General features: G+C 52.3%; 18 protein-coding genes and 1 pseudogene. All 19 read right to left on the bottom strand.

What is annotated here, in order from left to right:
* Positions 1-235: 235 nt before the first annotated feature.
* The gene (locus tag AB7M32_RS12835) at positions 236-571 is read right to left on the bottom strand and encodes a ComEA family DNA-binding protein (protein WP_072408395.1); all 336 of its coding nucleotides are present in this window, start codon (positions 569-571) and stop codon (positions 236-238) included.
* A gap of 114 nt (positions 572-685) precedes the next feature.
* Positions 686-2,680 carry a polysaccharide biosynthesis protein gene (locus AB7M32_RS12830; RefSeq protein ID WP_454252132.1) on the bottom strand — a complete coding sequence of 665 codons (1,995 nt, stop codon included), beginning with the start codon at positions 2,678-2,680 and terminating at the stop codon, positions 686-688.
* Positions 2,681-2,742: 62 nt separating this feature from the next.
* Positions 2,743-3,156 (bottom strand): annotated as a pseudogene (locus AB7M32_RS12825) (hypothetical protein); the annotation flags it as partial.
* A 145-nt stretch (positions 3,157-3,301) separates the two neighbouring features.
* Positions 3,302-3,649 (bottom strand): hypothetical protein, encoded by a 348-nt coding sequence (locus AB7M32_RS12820; RefSeq protein WP_454250102.1) that lies wholly within the window; start codon positions 3,647-3,649, stop codon positions 3,302-3,304.
* Positions 3,650-4,686: 1,037 nt separating this feature from the next.
* On the bottom strand, positions 4,687-5,865 hold the full coding sequence (locus AB7M32_RS12815) for an O-antigen ligase domain-containing protein (protein WP_454250101.1): 1,179 nt from the start codon (positions 5,863-5,865) through the stop codon (positions 4,687-4,689).
* A gap of 173 nt (positions 5,866-6,038) precedes the next feature.
* Complete coding sequence (locus AB7M32_RS12810) at positions 6,039-7,217, bottom strand: DegT/DnrJ/EryC1/StrS family aminotransferase (protein ID WP_454250100.1); 1,179 nt, start codon at positions 7,215-7,217, stop codon at positions 6,039-6,041.
* A gap of 86 nt (positions 7,218-7,303) precedes the next feature.
* The gene (locus AB7M32_RS12805; protein ID WP_454250099.1) at positions 7,304-7,921 is read right to left on the bottom strand and encodes an acetyltransferase; all 618 of its coding nucleotides are present in this window, start codon (positions 7,919-7,921) and stop codon (positions 7,304-7,306) included.
* Positions 7,918-8,511 (bottom strand): sugar transferase, encoded by a 594-nt coding sequence (locus AB7M32_RS12800; protein ID WP_454250098.1) that lies wholly within the window; start codon positions 8,509-8,511, stop codon positions 7,918-7,920. The genes AB7M32_RS12805 and AB7M32_RS12800 overlap by 4 nt, the downstream gene beginning before the upstream one ends.
* Positions 8,508-9,734: a glycosyltransferase family 4 protein gene (locus AB7M32_RS12795; RefSeq protein WP_454250097.1), complete on the bottom strand. Its 1,227-nt coding sequence runs from the start codon at positions 9,732-9,734 to the stop codon at positions 8,508-8,510. Before AB7M32_RS12795 ends, AB7M32_RS12800 begins: the two co-directional genes overlap by 4 nt.
* Positions 9,731-10,822, bottom strand: coding sequence for a non-hydrolyzing UDP-N-acetylglucosamine 2-epimerase (wecB, locus tag AB7M32_RS12790; RefSeq protein ID WP_454250096.1), 1,092 nt, complete (start codon positions 10,820-10,822; stop codon positions 9,731-9,733). Before wecB ends, AB7M32_RS12795 begins: the two co-directional genes overlap by 4 nt.
* On the bottom strand, positions 10,823-11,941 hold the full coding sequence (locus AB7M32_RS12785) for a glycosyltransferase family 4 protein (RefSeq protein WP_454250095.1): 1,119 nt from the start codon (positions 11,939-11,941) through the stop codon (positions 10,823-10,825).
* A gap of 17 nt (positions 11,942-11,958) precedes the next feature.
* Positions 11,959-13,092, bottom strand: coding sequence for an N-acetyl sugar amidotransferase (locus AB7M32_RS12780; protein WP_454252131.1), 1,134 nt, complete (start codon positions 13,090-13,092; stop codon positions 11,959-11,961).
* A gap of 146 nt (positions 13,093-13,238) precedes the next feature.
* A complete protein-coding gene (locus AB7M32_RS12775) occupies positions 13,239-13,994 on the bottom strand; it encodes an AglZ/HisF2 family acetamidino modification protein (protein ID WP_454250094.1) in 756 nt (251 codons plus the stop codon).
* Positions 13,994-14,602, bottom strand: a complete 609-nt coding sequence (hisH, locus tag AB7M32_RS12770; RefSeq protein ID WP_454250093.1) for an imidazole glycerol phosphate synthase subunit HisH — start codon at positions 14,600-14,602, stop codon at positions 13,994-13,996. Before hisH ends, AB7M32_RS12775 begins: the two co-directional genes overlap by 1 nt.
* Entirely contained in the window at positions 14,599-15,834 is a 1,236-nt protein-coding gene (locus AB7M32_RS12765; RefSeq protein WP_454250092.1) for an oligosaccharide flippase family protein, read from the bottom strand. Before AB7M32_RS12765 ends, hisH begins: the two co-directional genes overlap by 4 nt.
* A 271-nt stretch (positions 15,835-16,105) precedes the next feature.
* Positions 16,106-17,188 carry a DegT/DnrJ/EryC1/StrS family aminotransferase gene (locus tag AB7M32_RS12760; protein WP_454250091.1) on the bottom strand — a complete coding sequence of 361 codons (1,083 nt, stop codon included), beginning with the start codon at positions 17,186-17,188 and terminating at the stop codon, positions 16,106-16,108.
* Between the two features lie 2 nt (positions 17,189-17,190).
* Positions 17,191-17,766, bottom strand: a complete 576-nt coding sequence (wbpD, locus tag AB7M32_RS12755; RefSeq protein ID WP_060738584.1) for a UDP-2-acetamido-3-amino-2,3-dideoxy-D-glucuronate N-acetyltransferase — start codon at positions 17,764-17,766, stop codon at positions 17,191-17,193.
* Positions 17,763-19,613, bottom strand: coding sequence for an acyltransferase family protein (locus AB7M32_RS12750; protein WP_454252130.1), 1,851 nt, complete (start codon positions 19,611-19,613; stop codon positions 17,763-17,765). Before AB7M32_RS12750 ends, wbpD begins: the two co-directional genes overlap by 4 nt.
* A 110-nt stretch (positions 19,614-19,723) precedes the next feature.
* The gene (gene wbpB / locus AB7M32_RS12745) at positions 19,724-20,674 is read right to left on the bottom strand and encodes a UDP-N-acetyl-2-amino-2-deoxy-D-glucuronate oxidase (protein ID WP_060738585.1); all 951 of its coding nucleotides are present in this window, start codon (positions 20,672-20,674) and stop codon (positions 19,724-19,726) included.
* Positions 20,675-20,690: the final 16 nt, after the last annotated feature.

Below are 20,690 nucleotides of genomic sequence, written 5' to 3'. Positions count from 1 at the left end.
ATAGCGTGCAGGTCTGGACAGAGAGGCTAGAGAATCAAGGTCTTCCGTTCAGCTTCCTGCCTACATAGGTCGCACGACGCTTGCCTTATATCTTCCTAGAATCCAGCCCTTCAAACCCCAGACCCGTTAGGCTGAGCGTACGTTAAATCCATGATTGATCAGCACATCATGCAATGGAGTATCCATCGCCAATATGCGAAGACCGGTCATATGACCGGTCTTTCAGTGCATCAAATCAATTTGCTTCAAGTTTGTCACGGTTTCGGTCCAAGATCGCCTTGCCGATCCCCTTTACTTCCAATAGCTCTTCTACTGAGGAGAAAGGGCCATTACTCTCACGATATGCAACAATCGCCTCGGCCTTGATTCTGCCTATTCCGGCCATCTCGTGCTCCAACGTAGTAGCATCCGCCACGTTGAGATCCACTTTGGGAGCCTGCGGTTTCGACGTCTGAGCCATAATCTGCGGCGCAGCCTTCGTACCGCTACTTTCTACAGGCGCAGCAGTTGCGGCGATAGAAACGCTGGTGAGGAAGGCAAAAACCAGAGAGTAGAAATAACCTGTACGCATAAATGACGCTCCATGACATCGTTAAGAGAGAAACAGCTTTTCCGAAGCTGCTTCTCAAACTTAGGCGATGATGGAGCGCTGTCAAAAGCGTGTACGTTACAGGTTGTGTAACAATCACGGTTCGAGGCGGCGCTGCTGGTAGATCCAGTCGACAATCTCACCGTCCGGGGCGTAGCCACTGACGGTATCGCGAAGCAACTGGCGGACCCTCGCATAATCATCGTGTTCGATGGCAACCAGCAACTCAGCCAATCTGGCCTTGAGCACATCCCACGGCAGATGATCTTCGTTAGCGCTCATGATCATCGGATGCGAGGTCGCGACAACGTTATCGCCAATCAGTAACTCCTCGTAAAGCTTCTCGCCAGGGCGCAGGCCTGTGAACTCCACTGCAATGTCGCCATGAGGATTCTTTTCCGAACGAACACTCAAGCCAGACAGGTGAATCATCTTCTCTGCCAGCTCGACAATCTTCACCGGCTCGCCCATGTCCAGCACGAACACATCGCCGCCCAAGCCCATGGAGCCCGCCTGAATCACCAACTGTGCGGCCTCGGGAATGGTCATGAAATAACGCGTGATCTTGGGATGCGTAACGGTTAACGGGCCACCGGTCTTGATCTGCTTATGGAACAGCGGAATAACCGACCCAGACGAACCCAGGACATTGCCGAACCTGACCATGGTAAAACGGGTTTTATTAACTCGCGAGACATTGGCCTTATCACCGAACAGCACTGGCGCCAGTTCACGGCTCAGGGCCTGCAAGGTCAGTTCTGCAAGGCGCTTGGTGCTGCCCATCACATTGGTGGGGCGCACGGCCTTGTCGGTGGAGATCAACACAAAATTCGATACACCGGCCTGCAACGCGGCTTGCGCGGTGTTCAACGTCCCGATCACGTTGTTCAAGACACCCTCGGCAATATTGTGCTCAACCATCGGCACATGCTTATAAGCGGCGGCGTGATAGACCGTGTCGACATTCCAGGTCTTCATTACATCAAGCAACTTGTCCTGGTCCCGTACAGAACCCAGGATGGGCAGCAAACGAACAGACAATGATTCCCGAGCGATTCGCGGTTCAAGTTCAGACAGAATACTGTAGAGATTAAACTCACTGTGCTCGAACAACAGCAGCGTTGTCGGTTTAAGTGACAGGATCTGCCGACAAAGTTCAGAACCGATCGAGCCTCCCGCACCGGTAACCAATACCGACTGCCCTGCGATGCAATGCTCAAGTAAGTCAGCCTGTGCAGGCACAGGATCGCGCCCGAGAAGATCCGCAATATCCACTTCCTGGATGTCGTCCACCTTGACCCGGCCACTCGCCAAGTCCATGAAGCCTGGAACACTGCGCACATGCAGCGGGAAACCTTCCAACAACGTCAATATTTCCCGCCGACGACCTCGTGACGACGACGGGATCGCCAGCAAAATCTCCTGGGCACCGGTCGCATCGATCATCCTTTGAATATGTTTGGGCTGATAGACCTGCAGCCCGGCAATCACCCGTTCTGCAATGCTGCGATCATCATCGATGAACGCGACCGGACGCATCACCCGCCCCATGCGTAGCGCGGCCACGAGCTGGTTACCTGCAGCACCGGCACCGTATATAGCAACTTTGGGTAAGCCGTCGTCACGGTTGGTGAAGGGCACATGCTGGGCGGCGGTGAACCAGTCACCGAGGAAATACTGCCGCATCATCAGGCGCATCCCGCCAATCATTATCAGGCTGAGCCACCAGTAATTGAAGATGATGGAGCGTGGGACCACGTTGGTGTGATTGCTGTACCAATACACGACAAGCGCCAGTAACAAGGCCGAAAGGCTGACCGCCTTACAGATGGTAATCAGCGCGTCGTTGCCGAAATAACGCATGACGGCACGATACATCCCGAAGCGGATGAAGATCGGAATTGCGATCACCGGTGCGAATGTGAAAAGCCAAAGGTGCGTCTCAATCGGGGCTGCCAATGCGTCGACGCCCAGCCGAACAACAAACGCCAGCCACAAAGCGAGCCATACGAGAAGGATGTCCATAGCCACCTGGATCGCGCGTTTGTGGCGTCGTGGCAGCCCCAGCAACGCTGTTCTTAATTTATCCATAAACCCTTCACGCACCTCGGCCAACTCCTAAACCCAATCCATTCCTGATAAACGCGGCTCCATCATCGACCGTTGGACAACCGATAAACAAAGCGCGAATTTTTACCTTTAAACCAGGCCTTCTCAAGCTCACCAGCATGAAATCTGACGGAGAGCAGTACAAACGCACGCAGGCAATGATTAAAGTCAACATTCCACCCAAATTCCACAATACGGCACATGCCGCCAGCGGCAACAACCAGAACATATTAATCGCCACCACTGCTAACGTCACTGCCAAATGCCGATCATATTGACGCGAAGCAAACTTAAGCATGGCTACGATGAGCCTCGTAGACTTTCGCCTCGCAGCAGGCGTCGTAATAAAGTAACGGTTGCACCGACACTAAAGACACCCAGCGGATCAACCAGGTCCAAAGCAGCCTGGATGACGCCCAAGCTGCCTGTAGCAATAACAAGCCCAGGACAATGCAGAGCAAACACTTTCGACGCTGGTGTTGGGTCACAGTGATGATGGGCTCCTGAAGGTAGGCAAGGCGCAGGACAGGTAGAGGGCGCCCCCTGAGGCTCGCAGGATTTCTTAGATTTCTTAGATCTAAACCGCCCGAGCGATGCTCTACGCTATACCAAGGGCATAACGAAAAGCTCTGAGGAGAAGCGCCGAGTCGTCTCAATGGACGGATTTTTCAGCGCAGAAATCATGGGCTTTCCTTGCAAAGTGAAAATCCATGGTGATGAGAAGCTTCCCCGCTCGATAATGGCTTGCGAATTCACGTTACGAATGTCCTGCATGATCAGGCCACCACCGGGAGGCGAGCTGATTGCGAACGAGCCACTCCCATCGAGTGCGGCACCGCCTGCGTACGTGTGGACGGCTGCCTCGGTCAGCGTGACGATTGACTTTACTGATCGATTCTCGACGTCGACAAAAGCAATTTTGCCGACTCCGCGCGTGCCGTCTTGGCTCATTTGGCTATATGACACTGCAACGGTGTCATTTTCTACCCACCTCGTTTCATAGGGGATGGTGTCGTAAATTTGATCATCACCCAGGCTTATGGGGATCTCAATCTTCGAAAGGAAGGCATCTTCCGAAATGACTACCTACAGTCCTTCGTGACGCTTATGTTCCGACCTGTAAATGGCATATGACATCGCACAGCGTCCCTCAGACGATAATGCCAAAGGGGTCGAATATGGAAAGGTTCCCGCCCCGTAGCCTGCAATCTGTACAGGCGTAGACCAAGTCCCTCCGCCATCATCACTGGATCTTGCAACCGTCCTGCGCCACTCACCCGCGCTGCTATTCCCGATGCGCTCTTGTAGCGTATGCATGAGGACTATTCGTCCATTGGGTAGCCCCGCTACAGACGCATAAGTTGATCGTCCGGTATCCAATACTCGGATATCCTCCCACTCACCAATGTCTTCAGGACGCTTAGTTCGCATACAATACAATGGAGAAGCGTGATTACTGAAGCAAGCAAGAATATGCCCTTCGAATTTTCCACACGGAATTCTGATCAAGGCAGGCGATCCGTGATCACTCGCTCCTTCGAAACGAGCCATTACATTGACTCTACGAACCAATAGGTCATTCGTTATTTCTGCGACAGAGACCTCTCCACCTGAGGTAATATAGCCGAAACAAAATCCGCCAGTAAGCTCTGCTACTGCAGGTCGGTTGTACCATAAGCTATACGCGTTCTGAATCGTAAGAGGTGCTGGTGGGTTTAATCTACGTATGAAAGGAATCGCCGAAAAAGCGGCGACCACTCCTGCAGAAATGAGTAAGTCTCTTCGATTCATCGGTCGCCTATGTCCTGTTCACAAGCCCTTCATGCCATTGACACTTAGTATAGATGCACTTGCGAAATTGAAAATTCATTCTGCTAGGATCTCGCCTTTAACGAAAATAGCTACCGATAAGATAGCAGGTTGCATACCATTTGCGACATGGCTTTTCGATGATTTAACTGGCATGCGCCCTGCGGCAATCACGAGAGTTATTTTCGTACAGAGTCTAGACTCACTTTATTACGGAGGCTCAAAGATTTAGAGGATGCATAGATAGCCAACGCTGCGGGAAACATCAAATATGTAAAATATTTCCCTACAATCAAAAGCAGTATTGATGTTGCAAGCAATGAAATAGCAATATTTGATTGGTGCGTTGAGTCTCTAAAACTATAACTCACACACCCTTGAATAAGCGGAAGGAAAGCCAATAGAGTGAAGAATATCATACCAACGACACCTGTTTCTTGCCATACCGACATTACATTATGGATGTATCCGCCCTCTTCGTATTCGCCGTATGCGCCAACTATAGGGCTATTAAATATTTTCTCCATACCTTCGCGAGCCATTCTACCTCGCTCATTGTTCGAATTATCTTCCTGCAAGTTAACCAAGGTTGCGACTCTGCTTTCTGGAATGGTGATACCACCAGTAGCCAGCATGACAGAAGACAAACCTATAACTATTGCGCCAATAATGATCGGCGTGGATTTTTTCCTGTAAGAAAGAAACTCCAACAACAAGGCAAAAAAAACGTATCCGGCAAACTCACTTCTGGCGGAGTTAATGTATAGACAGGCTAACGCAATAATATGAACCCCCATGCGTAGCTGTCGATTTGTTGCAGACCTAACAATGAATGCTGTTGCAATGAAATAGCAAAGCGCGAACGTCTGATAGCTAGGGATCTGACCAACGTCATCGGCCATTCCACGAAGCATGAATCGGCCATCCACGGTGAATGTAAGTATGCATATAGAAGCTGCCAGCCAACAGAACAAAACAATGCGAGACCCTTCTACCGCCCCTGAGAAGACTCGTTTACACAATACAAACACCGTCAAACTTTGTAGAACTGACACCAAATGCCAAACCATAAAGCTAGAATTACCAAACAACCCATTCCAGATCACAATTGCGGTGAAAAACAATAAAAATAGCACATATGAAAACTCTACGAGCTCTATTCTACCCCTTCGTAGCACGTCCCAAACGCTTAATGGAAACAGCATGAGCAATGACAAAGCGCAAATCGCACCAAAGTACCCCCCCACAAGAGGGGGTATAACATGACTTGTAACAGCAACATAATAAAGAATGGTACCTGGAAATAACAAGGCAAACAAACATTGCGAAACCATTAAAGAGCGCAGTTTAATAATCATTAGTCATACATGCCTTGCGTCCATTTTTACTCTTCTGACTCCGCCCCAAACCAGACCCCGTCCTATCCCATTCAATGCATTCGTTCTGCCTGGGCGGTGCAATTTCACTAAAAACAGAGAAGTCGACTTGGGCGGTATCAAACTTTCTCATGCGCTAGATACCACCCAGGATTTCATTTTCCAGTCGCGTCGTGCATAACCCTTGTCAACACTTCGCAAGTCTTGGCCATTTCGGCGTCCGTCAGCGTTGGATGAACCAAGAACATTAGACTTGTTTCTCCGAGTCGCGCTGCCACTGGCAAGCTCCCCTCGGGTCGCCACGGAGTATTGTCGAAAGCCTTCTCAAGATAGACCTCTGAGCATGAACCCGAAAAGCAAGGCACACCGCAGGCGCCGATCTCGTTAAGGATCCGGTCTCGATCCCATCCTTCTGCGAGTTGGTCCGATTCTACGAAGACGTAACACTTATACGCTGCATGCACGATATCGTTGGGAATCCGTGGCACACGCAACCCTGGCAAAGCCTTGGCGCAATCCCAGATACGGCGAGCGTTAGCCAACCGCGACTGATGCCACTGGGGCATCCGTTTCAGCTGAATCCTGCCAATCCCGCCCTGTACCTCCAGCATTCTCCAGTTGGTTCCGAAGCTCTCGTGCAGCCAACGGAATCCTGGGGCATGCTGTCGCTCATACACGGCTTCCCAGCTCTTTCCATGATCCTTGAATGACCACATCTTGGCCCAAAGTTCACGATCATTCGTCGTAACCATGCCACCTTCACCGGCAGTGGTCATTATCTTATCCTGACAGAACGACCAAGCACCGATATGGCCTATCGACCCGATCGCCTTGCCCTTGTATCGAGCGCCATGCGCCTGCGCACAGTCTTCAATTACTCGTATCCCGTGCTCAGTCGCCAGGGCCATTATCGGGTCCATATCACAAGGCCATCCGGCAAGGTGAACACAGATGATGGCTTTGGTACGAGGAGACAGGACTGCCTTGATGGTTGACGCATCAATATTCTGCGAATCCGCATTTACATCCGCGAACACAGGGATGGCGCCAGCATTAACGATGCTGGAAACAGAGGCCAAAAAGGTTCGGGAAGTCACAATCACTTCATCACCAGCGCCAATACCCAGTGCCTGAAGCGCCAAGTCGAGCGCTACCGTACCATTGGCCACTGCGACCGCATAATCAGTCTCGGCCCAATCGGCGAACTCTCGCTCAAATTGGCGGCACTCCTGCCCGGTCCAATAGTTCACCTTGTTGGACAGAATGATATCGCGAGCGCAATTTGCCTCCTCTTCAGAGAAAGATGGCCACGGAGAAAAGGGGGTATTCAGCATTGAACTATTCCTAATTCGTCAAACTGGCAAGGATGCAAACGGCTTCAAAACGCGTTCTACCGCCACATCACTAAATGGATGGAACTCTATAAGACCCGCGCAGGAACGCCTACCGCTACGCAGCCTCCTACAACATCAGCCACGACTGCCGCCCCGGCGCCGATCAATACATCAGCGCCGAGTGTCACCATTTGCTTTACGCAAGCGCCTATTCCTACCCATGTGCGATCACCCACCTCGACCCCGCCGGCAAGCCGAGCACCTGGGCTGATATGAACGGCTTCCGCCAGGACACAATCATGATCGACACTGCATCCGGTGTTTAAAATCCCGCCCAACCCCACGCTGGCGCCGGCATTTACTACAGCCCCGGCAAAAATCACTGTACCCACTGCCACACTGGCGTGGCGGCTGACCTGAGCTGCAGGGTGAATGAGCGTCACCAAAACAGCTCCTCGCTGAGTGAGTGCGATAAGCTTCTGTTGGCGAATATTGTTATTGCCAATAGCGACAACAACACCCTCGAATTCACCGATTCGCTCAAACAACTCGCTGCCTGTGCCTACTACCTTCCAGGAACCATTGGTGGTTCGTGAAGGCCATGCATCATCAAAGAAAACAATATCCGACCAGCCACAACATTCCGCAGTATCGGCGACTACTTTGCCATGACCACTTGCGCCAAGTATCGCAAGTTTCTTCATTCCTGATTGCCCGTGAATTTGGACATGGTGGCTTCTCCGCTAGCGCTGATACCGTCTTTTTTTACGACCTTCTTGATCGTCATAGCGATAATTTTCAAATCTAGCCAAAGGGAGCGATTTTCGACATACCACACATCTAGTTCGAATCTCTCCGGCCAATCCAGCGCATTACGCCCATTGATTTGCGCCCAGCCCGTAACGCCTGGCCGGACCTGATGTCGAAGGTACTGACGCGTGTTATAGAGCGGTAGATACTCCATCAACAACGGCCTAGGCCCTACTAGACTCATCTCGCCTTTAAGCACATTCCAAAGCTCCGGCAATTCATCCAGGCTGCTGGAGCGTAGGAAGCTACCAAACGGGGTCATCCGTAGCGCATCAGGCAAGGGTGCGCCATCGCGAGTATATGCATCACGCATGGTACGGAATTTGACCATTTCAAAAGGCTTTCCACCACGCCCAGGGCGAACCTGTCGGAATAACACTGGCCCTCCTAACCGGCGCTTGATCAGGATTGCCACGATAACTATTATCGGAGACAGAACGATCAAGCCCACCAGGGCACCGACGAAGTCGATTACTCTCTTCATCTGGTGGGCTCACATGCTTCGTCGAGGCACTCTGCCAAGTTTCTGGCAAGCTTATCGAAACCATGCTCGATTTCGACGTAGTGACGCCCTGCACACCCCATCTTTATCCGCTCGGCGCTTGAAAGCCTAGACACTCTGACAATCGCGTCAGCCAACGCCTTGGGGTTACCTGGCTCAACCGTATATCCGGCACCAGAGTCTTCTATAGGGTTATTACCTGCGTCGCAGCAGAAAAGAACTGGACGCTGGCCCGCCATGAAATCAAACAGTTTGTTCGAGCTAATCCCATACTTGAACACTGGTGCATTGATTAGATTGAAGACAAAGGCATCCGCTTGCGCGGCCAATGCCGGAATTTGCCTTTTAGGAACAGGATCTTCGAAACTCACACGCTTAAGGCCCAACTCATTGGACAGGTTAAGCAAGTCAACCTTGCACGGCCCGTTGCCAATAATTCGCAGTTTAACATGCGACATTTCGGGATCGGCTTCAATGATTTTCTGCGCGCGCAACACATTATCGAGCCCATTGGCTGAGCCATGAGCCCCAAAGTACATCATCGTGAACTCATCACCGACGGCCTTTTCCTCAGGGCGAGGAAAATCTTCAAGATCGACCCCGTTTGGAATCCAAACAATCTTCTTAGGATCGATTCCCATAGGGACGATGTATTCATGCGCTTTAGGCAGCAACACGATAATCCGCTTGGCACGTTTGTAGAGCCACCTTTCCAATACGCGAAGCGAACGAGCAATTATACTTTTGCGCTCTAGCCGCCCCATATCGATAAGCGTTTCCGGCCATAGGTCTCGCACTTCGAATACGAAAGGCACTTTATATCGCCAAGCAAGCACTGCCCCCGCGGCTGCCGCAAACGGATGAACACTCGAGCCAATGATGACGTCGGGCTTTTTCAATGCAGTAAGTTTACCGGGCTTAACAACCTGCCAAGTGTACTCCAGCATATTACGCATGCGCGCAGCACCGTTTCCTTCATATCCTGATGTTCGCAACCACAGGAATGGAACGCCGCCATACTGATCAAGCCTGGCAGACTCCGAATTTGCAAGACGCTGCCGACCAGACTGGTATTCCACACTGGCCGCGACAATCGAAGCCTCCCAACCATGCGCAGGCAGATTCTTCGCCAGTTGATAGTGACGCGTGCCACCTGCACCACCCGGCTCTTGAGCGTAGTGGTTAAGAATCCAGACATTCTTCATGCCGAAAGATCCTCTACAAGGCGTCGTACGATCAGTTCTGCCGCATTGCCGTCACCGTAAGGCTGGACAGCTAGACCCTTAGTGCCCACCGCTGCGCGAATAGCTGCTGCAACTTCTTGCGACGACTTCGGTGATACCAAGCGATTCCATCCGGCTTCGACCAATTCTATCCACTCAGTTTCATCCCGTAACGTGACGCAGGGAATGCCATAGAAGAATGCCTCTTTCTGAACTCCGCCGGAGTCAGTGGCAATGAGTGCGGCATGCTTCTCGAGCTGAACCATATCCAAATAACCAACTGGGTCGATCAGATGCAGGTGCTGAGGTATATCATCCAGTTGCCCACGCTTCTCCAAAACCGCTCTGGTACGAGGATGCACAGGCCACACGATCGGCAAATCGGTAGACAGGTCACGGAATGCTTCGACGATCGAGGTAAGCCGAGCGGGATCATCGGTATTTTCTGCCCGGTGAACTGTCGCCAGTACGAAGCCAGCTTCTTTGAGGCCGAGTTTAGACATTACACGCCCGCTAGCGTCAACACGTCTGCCATGGAACTTCGCGACGTCATACATGACGTCTCCGACTGGAATTATGTTGGCTCTACTTACACCTTCTGTTGTTAGATGCTCTGCCGCCGTTGCGGTAGGGGTAAACATCCAACGAGAAACCCTATCGGTCAGAATACGGTTAACTTCCTCAGGCATCGCCATATTGAAAGACCGCAGTCCCGCTTCCACATGCGCAACGGGAATATGCAACTTTACGGCGGCCAACGCTCCCGCCAATGTGGAGTTAGTGTCGCCGTACACAAGTACGATATCAGGGCGTTCGAGAAGTAAAACCTTTTCAATTTCAATCAGCATCCGCCCAGTCATATCACCGTGACTACCACCATGAACGTCTAAATGATAGGCAGGCGCACTCATACCCAGCTCATGAAAGAATACATCAGACATATTAAAGTCAAAATGTTGACCCGTATGAACGACAACTTCTTCGACTCCCGGCAACGTGGAAATGAAATGAGAAACGACACTTGCCTTGATAAATTGGGGGCGCGCTCCAATTATTGTCAAAATCTTCATCTACTGCTTAACCTCTAACAAATCGGAATAAAATAGGCAAAGCTTTTTCGCCTCGACGCCCCAGTTATATTTTTCAAGAACAGCTCGCTGGCCATTCCGCCCCATCTCTTCCGCTTCCGCAGGGTGCGCAACCAGATAGTCGATTGTCTCGGCTATTTCCTGAGCGTTTAGTGGATCAACACAAATGCCACACTTACTGGAGTTAATGATATTTCGCCAGAGAGAGAAGTTAGAGGCAATCACTGGTAATCCAACAGCCATATACTCGAACATCTTTACTGGCAATGCATCCAAATAGTTCGGGGTAGGATGAAGTGTCACGAGGCCCGCCACTGAACCATCAAGTATCTCTTTAACACCTTGACGATCCAGCCATCCGAGATGGATAACCTTGCGCCATCCTGGCTCAGTCTTAACTGCCGACTCAAAGGCAGACTCAGTGAAAACGCCGCCGATTGAAAGGGATACACTGGGTGAGGCTAACCCTATCGCTTGGACGATCTCCCGAATACCGCGAATCTCTCCCAGCCCGCCAATATAAACGACTTGCGCTTTTTTATTTGACCAGTCCACGCTGCCACCAGACAACTCCCCTATAATAGGATAGTTATTGATGTCAAGTGTACGAACACCGATAGCCGAAAATTTATCGCGTATGTAGGGCGTCGCCGCCAAAACTGCATCAAGCTTTCGACAGGCCCATGTTTCGTAAGCAGCGAAGATTTTCGATATAAGGACTCTTGAAACCTTATTTAAATAAGGCTTACCCAATATCTGCTTGGGAACATCTTCATGCGCGTCGAAAATCACCTTCTTTCCAAGTGTTTTCAATTTCAGCCCAGCGGGGATGAGCTCAGGATCGTGCAAATGATAGACATCAGCATTAAGTTCCGCTGCTCTTTTGCAGATGATTTGGGTGGTCTTAAATATTCTATTTAGGCGACCCTGTAACTTTCCAACATCGATAAAAGCAACGCCTTCCTTGACCTCATCACCTTTCCCGTCCGCAACAAGAAAATATACCTCATGCCCTGCCTCGACAAGAGTTCTGCATTGCTTTTGAAAGATACGCACATCGTAACGAGAGTGAACGGATGACACATGAGCAATTCTAGCCATGTTATTTATCCTTCAACTCAAGAGTAAACATTTATGCGCCTACCCAGAATCCGCTGAACTATATTCTGAAGTTTCTTCATGCAGTTCTTGCGTGAATCCCAATTATTAAAATCCGAATAATCATGTATGGGCGCACTCATCAGCGCTTCAAATTCCAAAGTGGAAATTCGCATCTTTTTGCAAAAATACTCAATATCATACTGCAGCTCATCAAGGTCATACAATGGTTGCGCCAATCTCTCAAGGGCCTCTTCACGAGTCAGCTGACCAGAGAGGATCATGCTGGAGTAATGCAACTTTCGCTTATCATAACCAAATTTCTTGGGGAGATAATAATTCTGGAACAGCTTCGTAAAAATAGACTCTCCATGTTTATGCGCATACGAGCGATAGCCAATCGTCTCCTGCAAATACAGCTCCGCCTTGGACTTGTGATAATTCATGTAGTTAAGCGGTCGCACAGTCCGCATACCTTTGACAAACGGATACCAGAAGTAGTACTCCAAGAAGCTGATGGTTTTATAATCTTGCAACGGCCGCTCACCATACTTCTTATGAATTGCCTTGAGATTGATCGCATCCATCGCACTGCCATGCCAAGTATCAGGAAACACCGCTTCAGTCGCGAGATTCCCACCACTCAAAATATACTTGATATTATTCTGCACGGCAAAACGGTACATACTAGAAAAATATGCGTGATCTTGCGGCACGTCTTGGTTGGCAACGGCAGCCTTCATGTAAGACAATTGCAGTTCGCGAACTTCTTCCCAGTTCATCACATGGGTGTGTAGATCGTAGCCGCAATACTTGATGATTTTTTCGATATTGCTGACAGCCAGCTCGCTATTCCAGCCTGCGTCCACATGCACCACGAGTGGGCGTAACCCGAAGTCCTTGACCTTCAGGGCTAAGTAGGAACTGTCCACTCCGCCGCTAAGGCCAATAATGCAGTCGTACTCTTTGCCGGCGCCCTCTTTCTTGATCTGATCGACGATCTTCTGGAGACGCTGTTCACCACTAGCATCGGTAAACAGTTGCTTGGATTGGACATTGTCGAACTTGTGGCAGTGATTGCACACTCCCGCATCATCGAACACGATTTCAGCGTCAGATGTATCCATGACACAGCGCGAACAGACCTTCACCACTACCCACCTCCAAAACGTTTTCATCGGCCTGCCTGATTGGACAACCCAGCGGCAGGCCCGATATGTATGACAATCAAGGCAGCGAAGAACCTGTAAAGCCGAAGGGCTTCAAAGAGACGCTGCCTTTAAGAAATTTCATTTTTTGCTTATCCAGCACTCAACTTGTTGATGTCTGGATAGCTGATCAGTACGGCGCGATGCTTACCGTGGAACACAAAAAGGCTGCCTGCCGCCACGGCAGAAATGCCAGTACGGTCAAAAAGCTCGATCAGGTCTGCCGTGGAAGCAGCGCCACCGCAAGCGATGACAGGTACGTGCACCTCGGAAACAACGCTTTCTACCAGCGCAATATCGAAACCCTTCTGTGTGCCGTCACGGTCAACTGAATTCAGAAAGATTTCGCCAATTCCTGCCACCTCAAGCGCTTGTGCCCATTCGACCGGGGAGCGCTTGGTATCTTTTGTGCCATTTTCCGAGTATACAGAATACCCGCCCCAGAAGCCCTTCCGGCAATCCATGGCCCCCACGACGCTTTGCGACCCGAACTTGTCGGCGATTTGACGGATCAGCGAAAGGTCGGCGAGCGCAGCCGTATTGATGGAAATTTTCTCGATACCGAGGGCAAACACCTTCTCGGCATGCTCCAGGGTTTTGATCCCCCCCCCATAACAAATGGGCATGAAACACTCACCCGCCACCTCGGCGATCAATTCGTAGTTGGGCTCACGATTGAGTTTTGAAGCCTCAATGTCGAGCAACACCAGCTCATCAACTTCCTTCTCGTTGAAGATCCGGATGGCATTGATGGGATCGCCGACGTATTTCGGCTCTTTGAATTTCACGGTCTTGACCAGGCCGCGATCTTTAAGCAACAAGCAGGGAATTACGCGCCTCCTGACCATCAGACCAACTCCACGAAATTCTTGAATAGTTGCATACCAAATTTGTGGCTTTTTTCCGGATGGAATTGAAAGCCCAAAATATTGTCCCTGACCACTGCGGCGGTAAACTGTTGATCGTAGTTAGCGGTCAGCAAGGTGTTCTCCGCATGTCGCGGCAACATGTAATAACTGTGGACAAAATAGAAACGGCTCAGTTGATTGAGCCCCGTCAGAATTGGGTGCTGCAACTGAGGAGTAACTTCGTTCCAACCCATGTGCGGCACCTTGCGCCCCTCACGCTTCTCGAAACGGACTATGTCCATGTCGATCCAACCAAGGCCAGGCTCGCTGCCCTCCTCAGAGCCATTGCCAAGCATCTGGCTGCCGAGGCATACACCCATTACCGGCTTTTGCTTGCCCTGCACCTGCTCATTCAACACCTCGACCAGGCCGCTTTTTCGCAGTGTCTGCATGCCAGCGTCGAAAGCGCCCACCCCTGGCAGAATGAGTTTGTCCGCCTGCTCGATATCCTCACGACTGTTCGATGCCTTGGCTTTGGCGCCCACTCGCTTCAGCATGTTCAAGACCGAGGCGATGTTCCCTACACCATAATCCACAACAACGATCACTTGGCATCTCCCTTGGTGCAGTAGAAGGACATCCAGAAATAAATGAAATACATGATTGCATAGCCCATGGAGTAGAACCACAACACCGAATCCACGGTATCCGGCAGGGTGAAGCAGGCAAACGTCAAGGCCAGCAGGGTCAGCTGCCACACCAAGTCCAGATTCTGCCGCTGCGCGATATAGATCGTGTAACTCAGGGGGCTGACGACGAACCGCATGTAGAACAGCGGAACCATCAACACGGCATAGCGCCCTGATTCAGCCCAGGCGTCGCCAAATATGAAACCGAACGCCCATTCACCTACGAACCAGAAGGCTACGAAGGGGGGGAGCGCCAGCACTGCGAGTAGCTTGAAGGTCTTGATGAAGATGCCGCGGCAGCTTCCCGTCTCCCGATAGTCACGGGCAGCTTGCTCCTTGAAGACATCCAGTACCGAGGCGGCTAGCAGGGAGATAGGAGCGCCCATGATCTTCAGTGTCAAAGCGAACCAGCCCGCACTCTCCCCGCCGAACTTCGCTGCCAACAGCACGATCGGAATCTGGCTGGCGACCGTGTTGATCAGGTCTGCGGGCAAGGAAAACTTGGGGAAGTTTATATACTTCACCGCGCTTTGCCTCACCGCGCGCCAAGGCGTCGCGGCACAGGCTACGATCAACGGTTTTCCAACCCAGATAGCCGCCAGCGCCGTGGCAACGATGACGCCGAACAATTGGCCGTAGATAAGACCCGAGACACCGCCTAGTAAATAAGCGGCGGACACTTGGGCGACTGCGATGCAGGCAGCAAGGCTGATACGCGCGCCTCCCAGCCTGTTAAAGGACTGCTGGAAGGTTAGGAGGGACAGGACCAGTTTGTTTGCACCTAAGCCCAACGAAACGATTGCCAGGGCCAACCAATAATCACCCACTACAGCAGGCAGTGCGTCCATAAAAGGCGCTGCCAATGCAAGACCGCCAGCCACTAAAATGGTAATTGATAGTGTGAGTAGCAATACGAGCTTGATCACGGCATGAAAATCGTTTTCCGCCTTGGTGGCGAAGATTGCCAACTCATAGCGCCCGGTGACCATCACCGCAAAAATGGTAGCGAACGAAAGCCAGGCACTAAAATCACCCATTTCGGCAGGGGAATACAGACGAACCAGCAGCAGGGTGACGCCGATGGTAATCAGTTGAGCGCCAAGTGTGCCCACCAATACTCGCGCCACGCGCTGGATGAAGATTGCGCTCATCGCTTCACACTCCAAGATATCTTGAACGGGAAGGAAATAAGCACGAAGAATGGCCTAGCCTGCGAATCCCTCCGCCACACAGCCCCGCACTGGCAAATGCCAGAATCAACAGATACAGCCCGACATCGACAGACTTGTTGGCTGCGCCCATATACTCAAGAAGAAAAACCATGGAATAGGTGTTCACCCACAGAGCAACGGCAAAGCAGGCGAAAACCAAAACGGTATCCCGCAGGACAGACCTGTCGGCCCGAGCAAGTATGCACATCCGTCAGCTCGTCAACGCAGCACAAATGGTATCGATGGAAGCTTTGTCCAGATAGGGATGCATAGGCAGACTCATCACGCGAGTGGCAACCTTGTCACCAACTGGCAACGACGATGCTTCGTCCGCCACTGCAGGTTGCTTGTTCAGTGGGATAGGATAATGCACTGCAGTCGGAACGCCGGCGGCCTGCAATCGTTTCTGGACAACATCCCGATCGTCCACTTGCACGGTATATTGAGCGTAGGCGCTGATATTGCCTGCCTCGATAAAAGGGGTAGTGTCGACACCAGTCTGCTTGAGGGCTACGTCGTACCAACCCGCCACTTGCTGACGCAAAGCAATCTCCTCTTCGAAGATTTCAAGCTTAGGCAACAGAATGGCCGCTTGCAGGGTATCCAGTCGACTGTTCACCCCAACCCGGACGTGGTGATAACGACGATCCTGGCCATGCCGGGCAATTTGGCGAATGACAGTAGCCAGCGCTTCGTCATTGGTAAAGATCGCGCCGCCATCGCCATAGCAACCCAACGGCTTGCTAGGGAAGAAGCTGGTGCAGGAAACAGTCGTGAGGTTGCACGAACGCTTGCCTTTGTATGAAGCACCAAAGCTCTGCGCCGCGTCCTCGATCACAGGGATGCCATGTTTGGCCGCAATGGCGTTGATCGCATCGTAATCAGCACACTGGCCATACAGCGAGACCGGGATGATCGCCTTTGTGCGAGGAGTAATCGCCGCCTCCAACAATTGTGGATCAAGGTTGTAGGTACGTGGGTCGATGTCTACGTAGATAGGCTTGGCACCCAGCAACGCAACTGTTTCGGCAGTGGCTATATAGGTGAAGCCCGGAGTGATCACCTCGTCACCTGGGCCAATGCCCAGGGCCATCTGCACGATCTGCAGAGCATCGGTGCCGTTGGCGCAACTGATGCAGAACTTAGCGCCGGCAAAGGCGGCCAGACGCTCCTCCAGCTCTTGCACTTCTGGGCCGAGAATGTACTGGCCGTGGCTCAAGACGCGCTGGATGCCGGCATCGATCTTGTCCTTGATACGTGCTTGCTGGCTTTTCAGGTCAATGAATTCAATCATGCTCAGGCATCCGTCTTGTTCAAAAGTTTTCCGTTCAGCACGTAGCGCGCTCCCGTATGCGAGCAGAAGGCCTCACCCTGCTCGTTCAACTGCAATTGCTCGCCAAATTCGCTCATCCAGCCAATCTGCCGTGCGGGCACACCCACCATCAATGCATAGGCCGGTACATCCTTGTTGATGACCGCGCCGGCACCGACGAAGGCATATTCACCAATGGTAACGCCGCAGACGATGGTGCAATTGGCGCCAAGCGTCGCGCCCTTTTTTACCAGCGTATCGAGGTACTGGTCCTTACGCTCGATCAGCGAACGCGGATTATAGACATTGGTGAAGACCATGCTGGGGCCACAGAATACGCCCTCTTCCAGCGTGACATTGTCGTAGACCGAAACATTGTTCTGGATTTTACAGCGGTCGCCGATCACGACTTTGTTGCCCACGAACACATTCTGACCGAGCGAAACGCCAACACCGATGCGGGCGCCCGCGCAAACATGGACAAAGTGCCAGACACGGGAGTTTTCACCGATCTGCGCGCCCTCATCGACGATCGCGCTTGGGTGCTGATAGTAACTCATGGCTTCAGACTCACATTAGACTGAGGTTGATCGAAAGCACGCTGCAGTGGCTCGGCAGCATAGTGCCCATAACGACGTGCACCTACCTCGTTGAGGTGGTGGCTGTCACGGTAGATGAGCAAACCTTGCTGGTAAGGCGCAGCGGCAAAGAAGCTGCTATTGGAAAGGTCCAGGAAACGCACGCCCGGCGTGCGGTCGACAATGGCCTGCACTTGCTGGTTGGCAACCTGCCACTCACGATTGAATGTCAATGGCGCCGGCAGGCCAAGCTCGGTAAAGCGCCTTACCCGCTGCACGTCTGTTTCAAACATTGGTACCTGAGCAAGCACCACGATATGTTTATGAGCTCCTGCAGTATCGACGAGAAATTCAGCAAACGCCCTGGCGAATGCTTGGCTCTGCATCTGGTACTGCCACATGCCTGCGACAATCACCCGCTCCACCTTCGGCAACTCACGAGCCACGGCCTCGATCTGCGCGCGGCAAGGTTTTTGCGCCCAGGCTGGCAGGCGTTCAATGTCAAAGCCGGGGACAGGCACGCAACTGCTGGCGGTGAGCACACGGTAAGCAACGCCCTGCTCTTCGCCCACTTGGTCGAAGAAGTAGTTCAATTGGGCGGCATGGCTATCGCCAATTACCAGAACGGACACTTCGGCATCCGCCTTGCCTCGCTTGCACGCGCCCACTTGGGTGCCATGGCACATAAGCTCTGGAGCAGCATAACGGGTGAGTTCCACAGACAACGGAGCGACCAGCGAGGCGTTGACACGTTGTCCACCCCACGCCACCAGCACGACCACAGCACCGGTTACAGCCCACTTGGGCAGCTGGCGCATCATGCCGGAAGCGTTTCTGGCGGGTGTTTCGACCAAGCGATAGGAAAGCCATGCCAGCAGTACAGAGCTGGCCACGAAAATCGGCAACCATGCAGCCGTCAGCTCGTACTGCCCCGTGTAATAGCGAATGAACGCCAGCACCGGCCAATGCCACAGGTACAACGAATAGGAAATACCACCGATCCAGACCATCGGCCGAGTGGCTAGCAACGCGCTGACCGGACCACGCCGGGCAACGATGAGCAGCCCTGCCGCGACACAAGGCAGGATAGACCAGAAGCCTGGAAAGTGTTGCTTATCGATAGCCAGCACCGCCCAAGCCAGCAGGATTGCGCCCAGCCCACCGAATACGCTTGCAAGTAACATGGGCAGCTCGCGCTGGCGCATCAGCAAGGCAACGATGGCACCGACCATGAATTCGGGAATCCGCGCCGACAGGGCAAAGTACATCCCTTCTTGCGATTCGCCCAGTCCACGGTAGCCGCTCCAGGCAAACAGACTGGCGGCTAGCAAGGCAAACGTTATGAGACGCCATTGCTTTGGCAAGCAAATGACCAGCACCGGGAAGAACAGATAGAACTGCATCTCGATGGCCAATGACCAGGTATGCAGAAGCGGCAATTCATCGGCCCGCGGCGCGAAATAACTGCCGAAGCCAGAGAAGTACTGGTTGCTGGTAAACAACGCCGAGGACTTCAGGCTGTCGAGGAAAAATGCGAAGTCATCAGGCAGAAACAGGAGCGCGGACAGCGCTGACACCACCACCAGCATGACGAAATACGCCGGCAGAATGCGCTTGATGCGGCTGGCATAGAATGAAACGAGATCGACCTTGTCGCTTCGCTCGGTCAACAATGCCGTTATGATGAAGCCAGAGATGACAAAAAAGATGTCGACGCCGACATAGCCGGCTTTCAGCCAGCCACTATTGGCGTGATAAAGCATGACCGCCAGCACCGCGATTGCACGCAAGCCCTGAATATCGAGACGAATGCTGCGCACGCGGCGCATCGCACCCGCTTCGTTTGGCTTGTTGAAATTATCGTTCGACACGCTGGCTTGCGATCCTGCTTGGGAAACTTGAAACGGGTGGCGCAAGGCCACCCGTGTTGTCTCGCCGATCAGCGAGAAAGGGCTTGGACGAACGGATGCGCTTCGTTGTCCGCTGCAACGACGATGGCCGCACTGCGAATGGTGTTGACCGTCTCCACGCAGTGGCGAGCATCCTCGATGCCATAACCACGCCCAGCCAGGATTTCCTCGTAGCTGGTGGTGTGCAGGTCAGTGAAGCCTTCGGAGAACTCCATTTCCTCACCGTTGACGGTAATCGAACGGTAAGTTGGCTTCTTGCCCTTTACCGATTCCGGCAGGTCGTTGGCGTCGACCGACAGGAACCAGCGTACACGTGCTTTCTCGTACTCCAGATAACCGGCCGCCTTGTGTTCGGAAGTGAAGTGCACAACGTTGCGCTGCAACTTGCCGAAGATGAAGTGCAGCATGTCGTAGAAGTGCACGCCAATGTTGGTGGCTACGCCGAAGGACTTGCGTGGGTCACCTTTCCAGCTTTGCAGGTACCACTTGCCACGAGAAGTAATGTAGGTCAGGTCGACTTCGTACTTGTGCGGGTTGTTCTCGCGGGCAACCTTGTCCTTCAAGGCAATGATTGCCTGGTGATGGCGCAGTTGCAGGATGTTGAACAGGCGTTTGCCGGTTTCCTGCTCGATCAGTGCCAACTGGTCCAACTGCTGCGGGGTCGGCACCAGCGGTTTTTCGCAGATAACGTCACAGCCCAGGCGCAGACCGGCGGCAATGTGCGGTTGGTGCAGGTAGTTGGGCGAGCAGATCGACACGTAATCCAAGGCGTTCGCTGGGTCGCGCTTGAGGCTGTGAGCATGATCAAGGAAGAACTCGAACTCGGTAAAGAATTCGCTTTGCGGTGAAATGCTGTCGATGATGCCTACCGAGTCATTGATGTCATAAGCGGACACCAATGTATTGCCGGTATCCTTAATGGCGCGCATATGGCGAGGGGCGATATAACCGGCAGCACCAATTAGAGCAAAACGTTTCATCCAGAACTCTCCTGTC

The organism is Pseudomonas sp. R151218B TE3479 (assembly GCF_053629195.1).
This window is presented reverse-complemented; position numbering and strand designations above follow the sequence as displayed.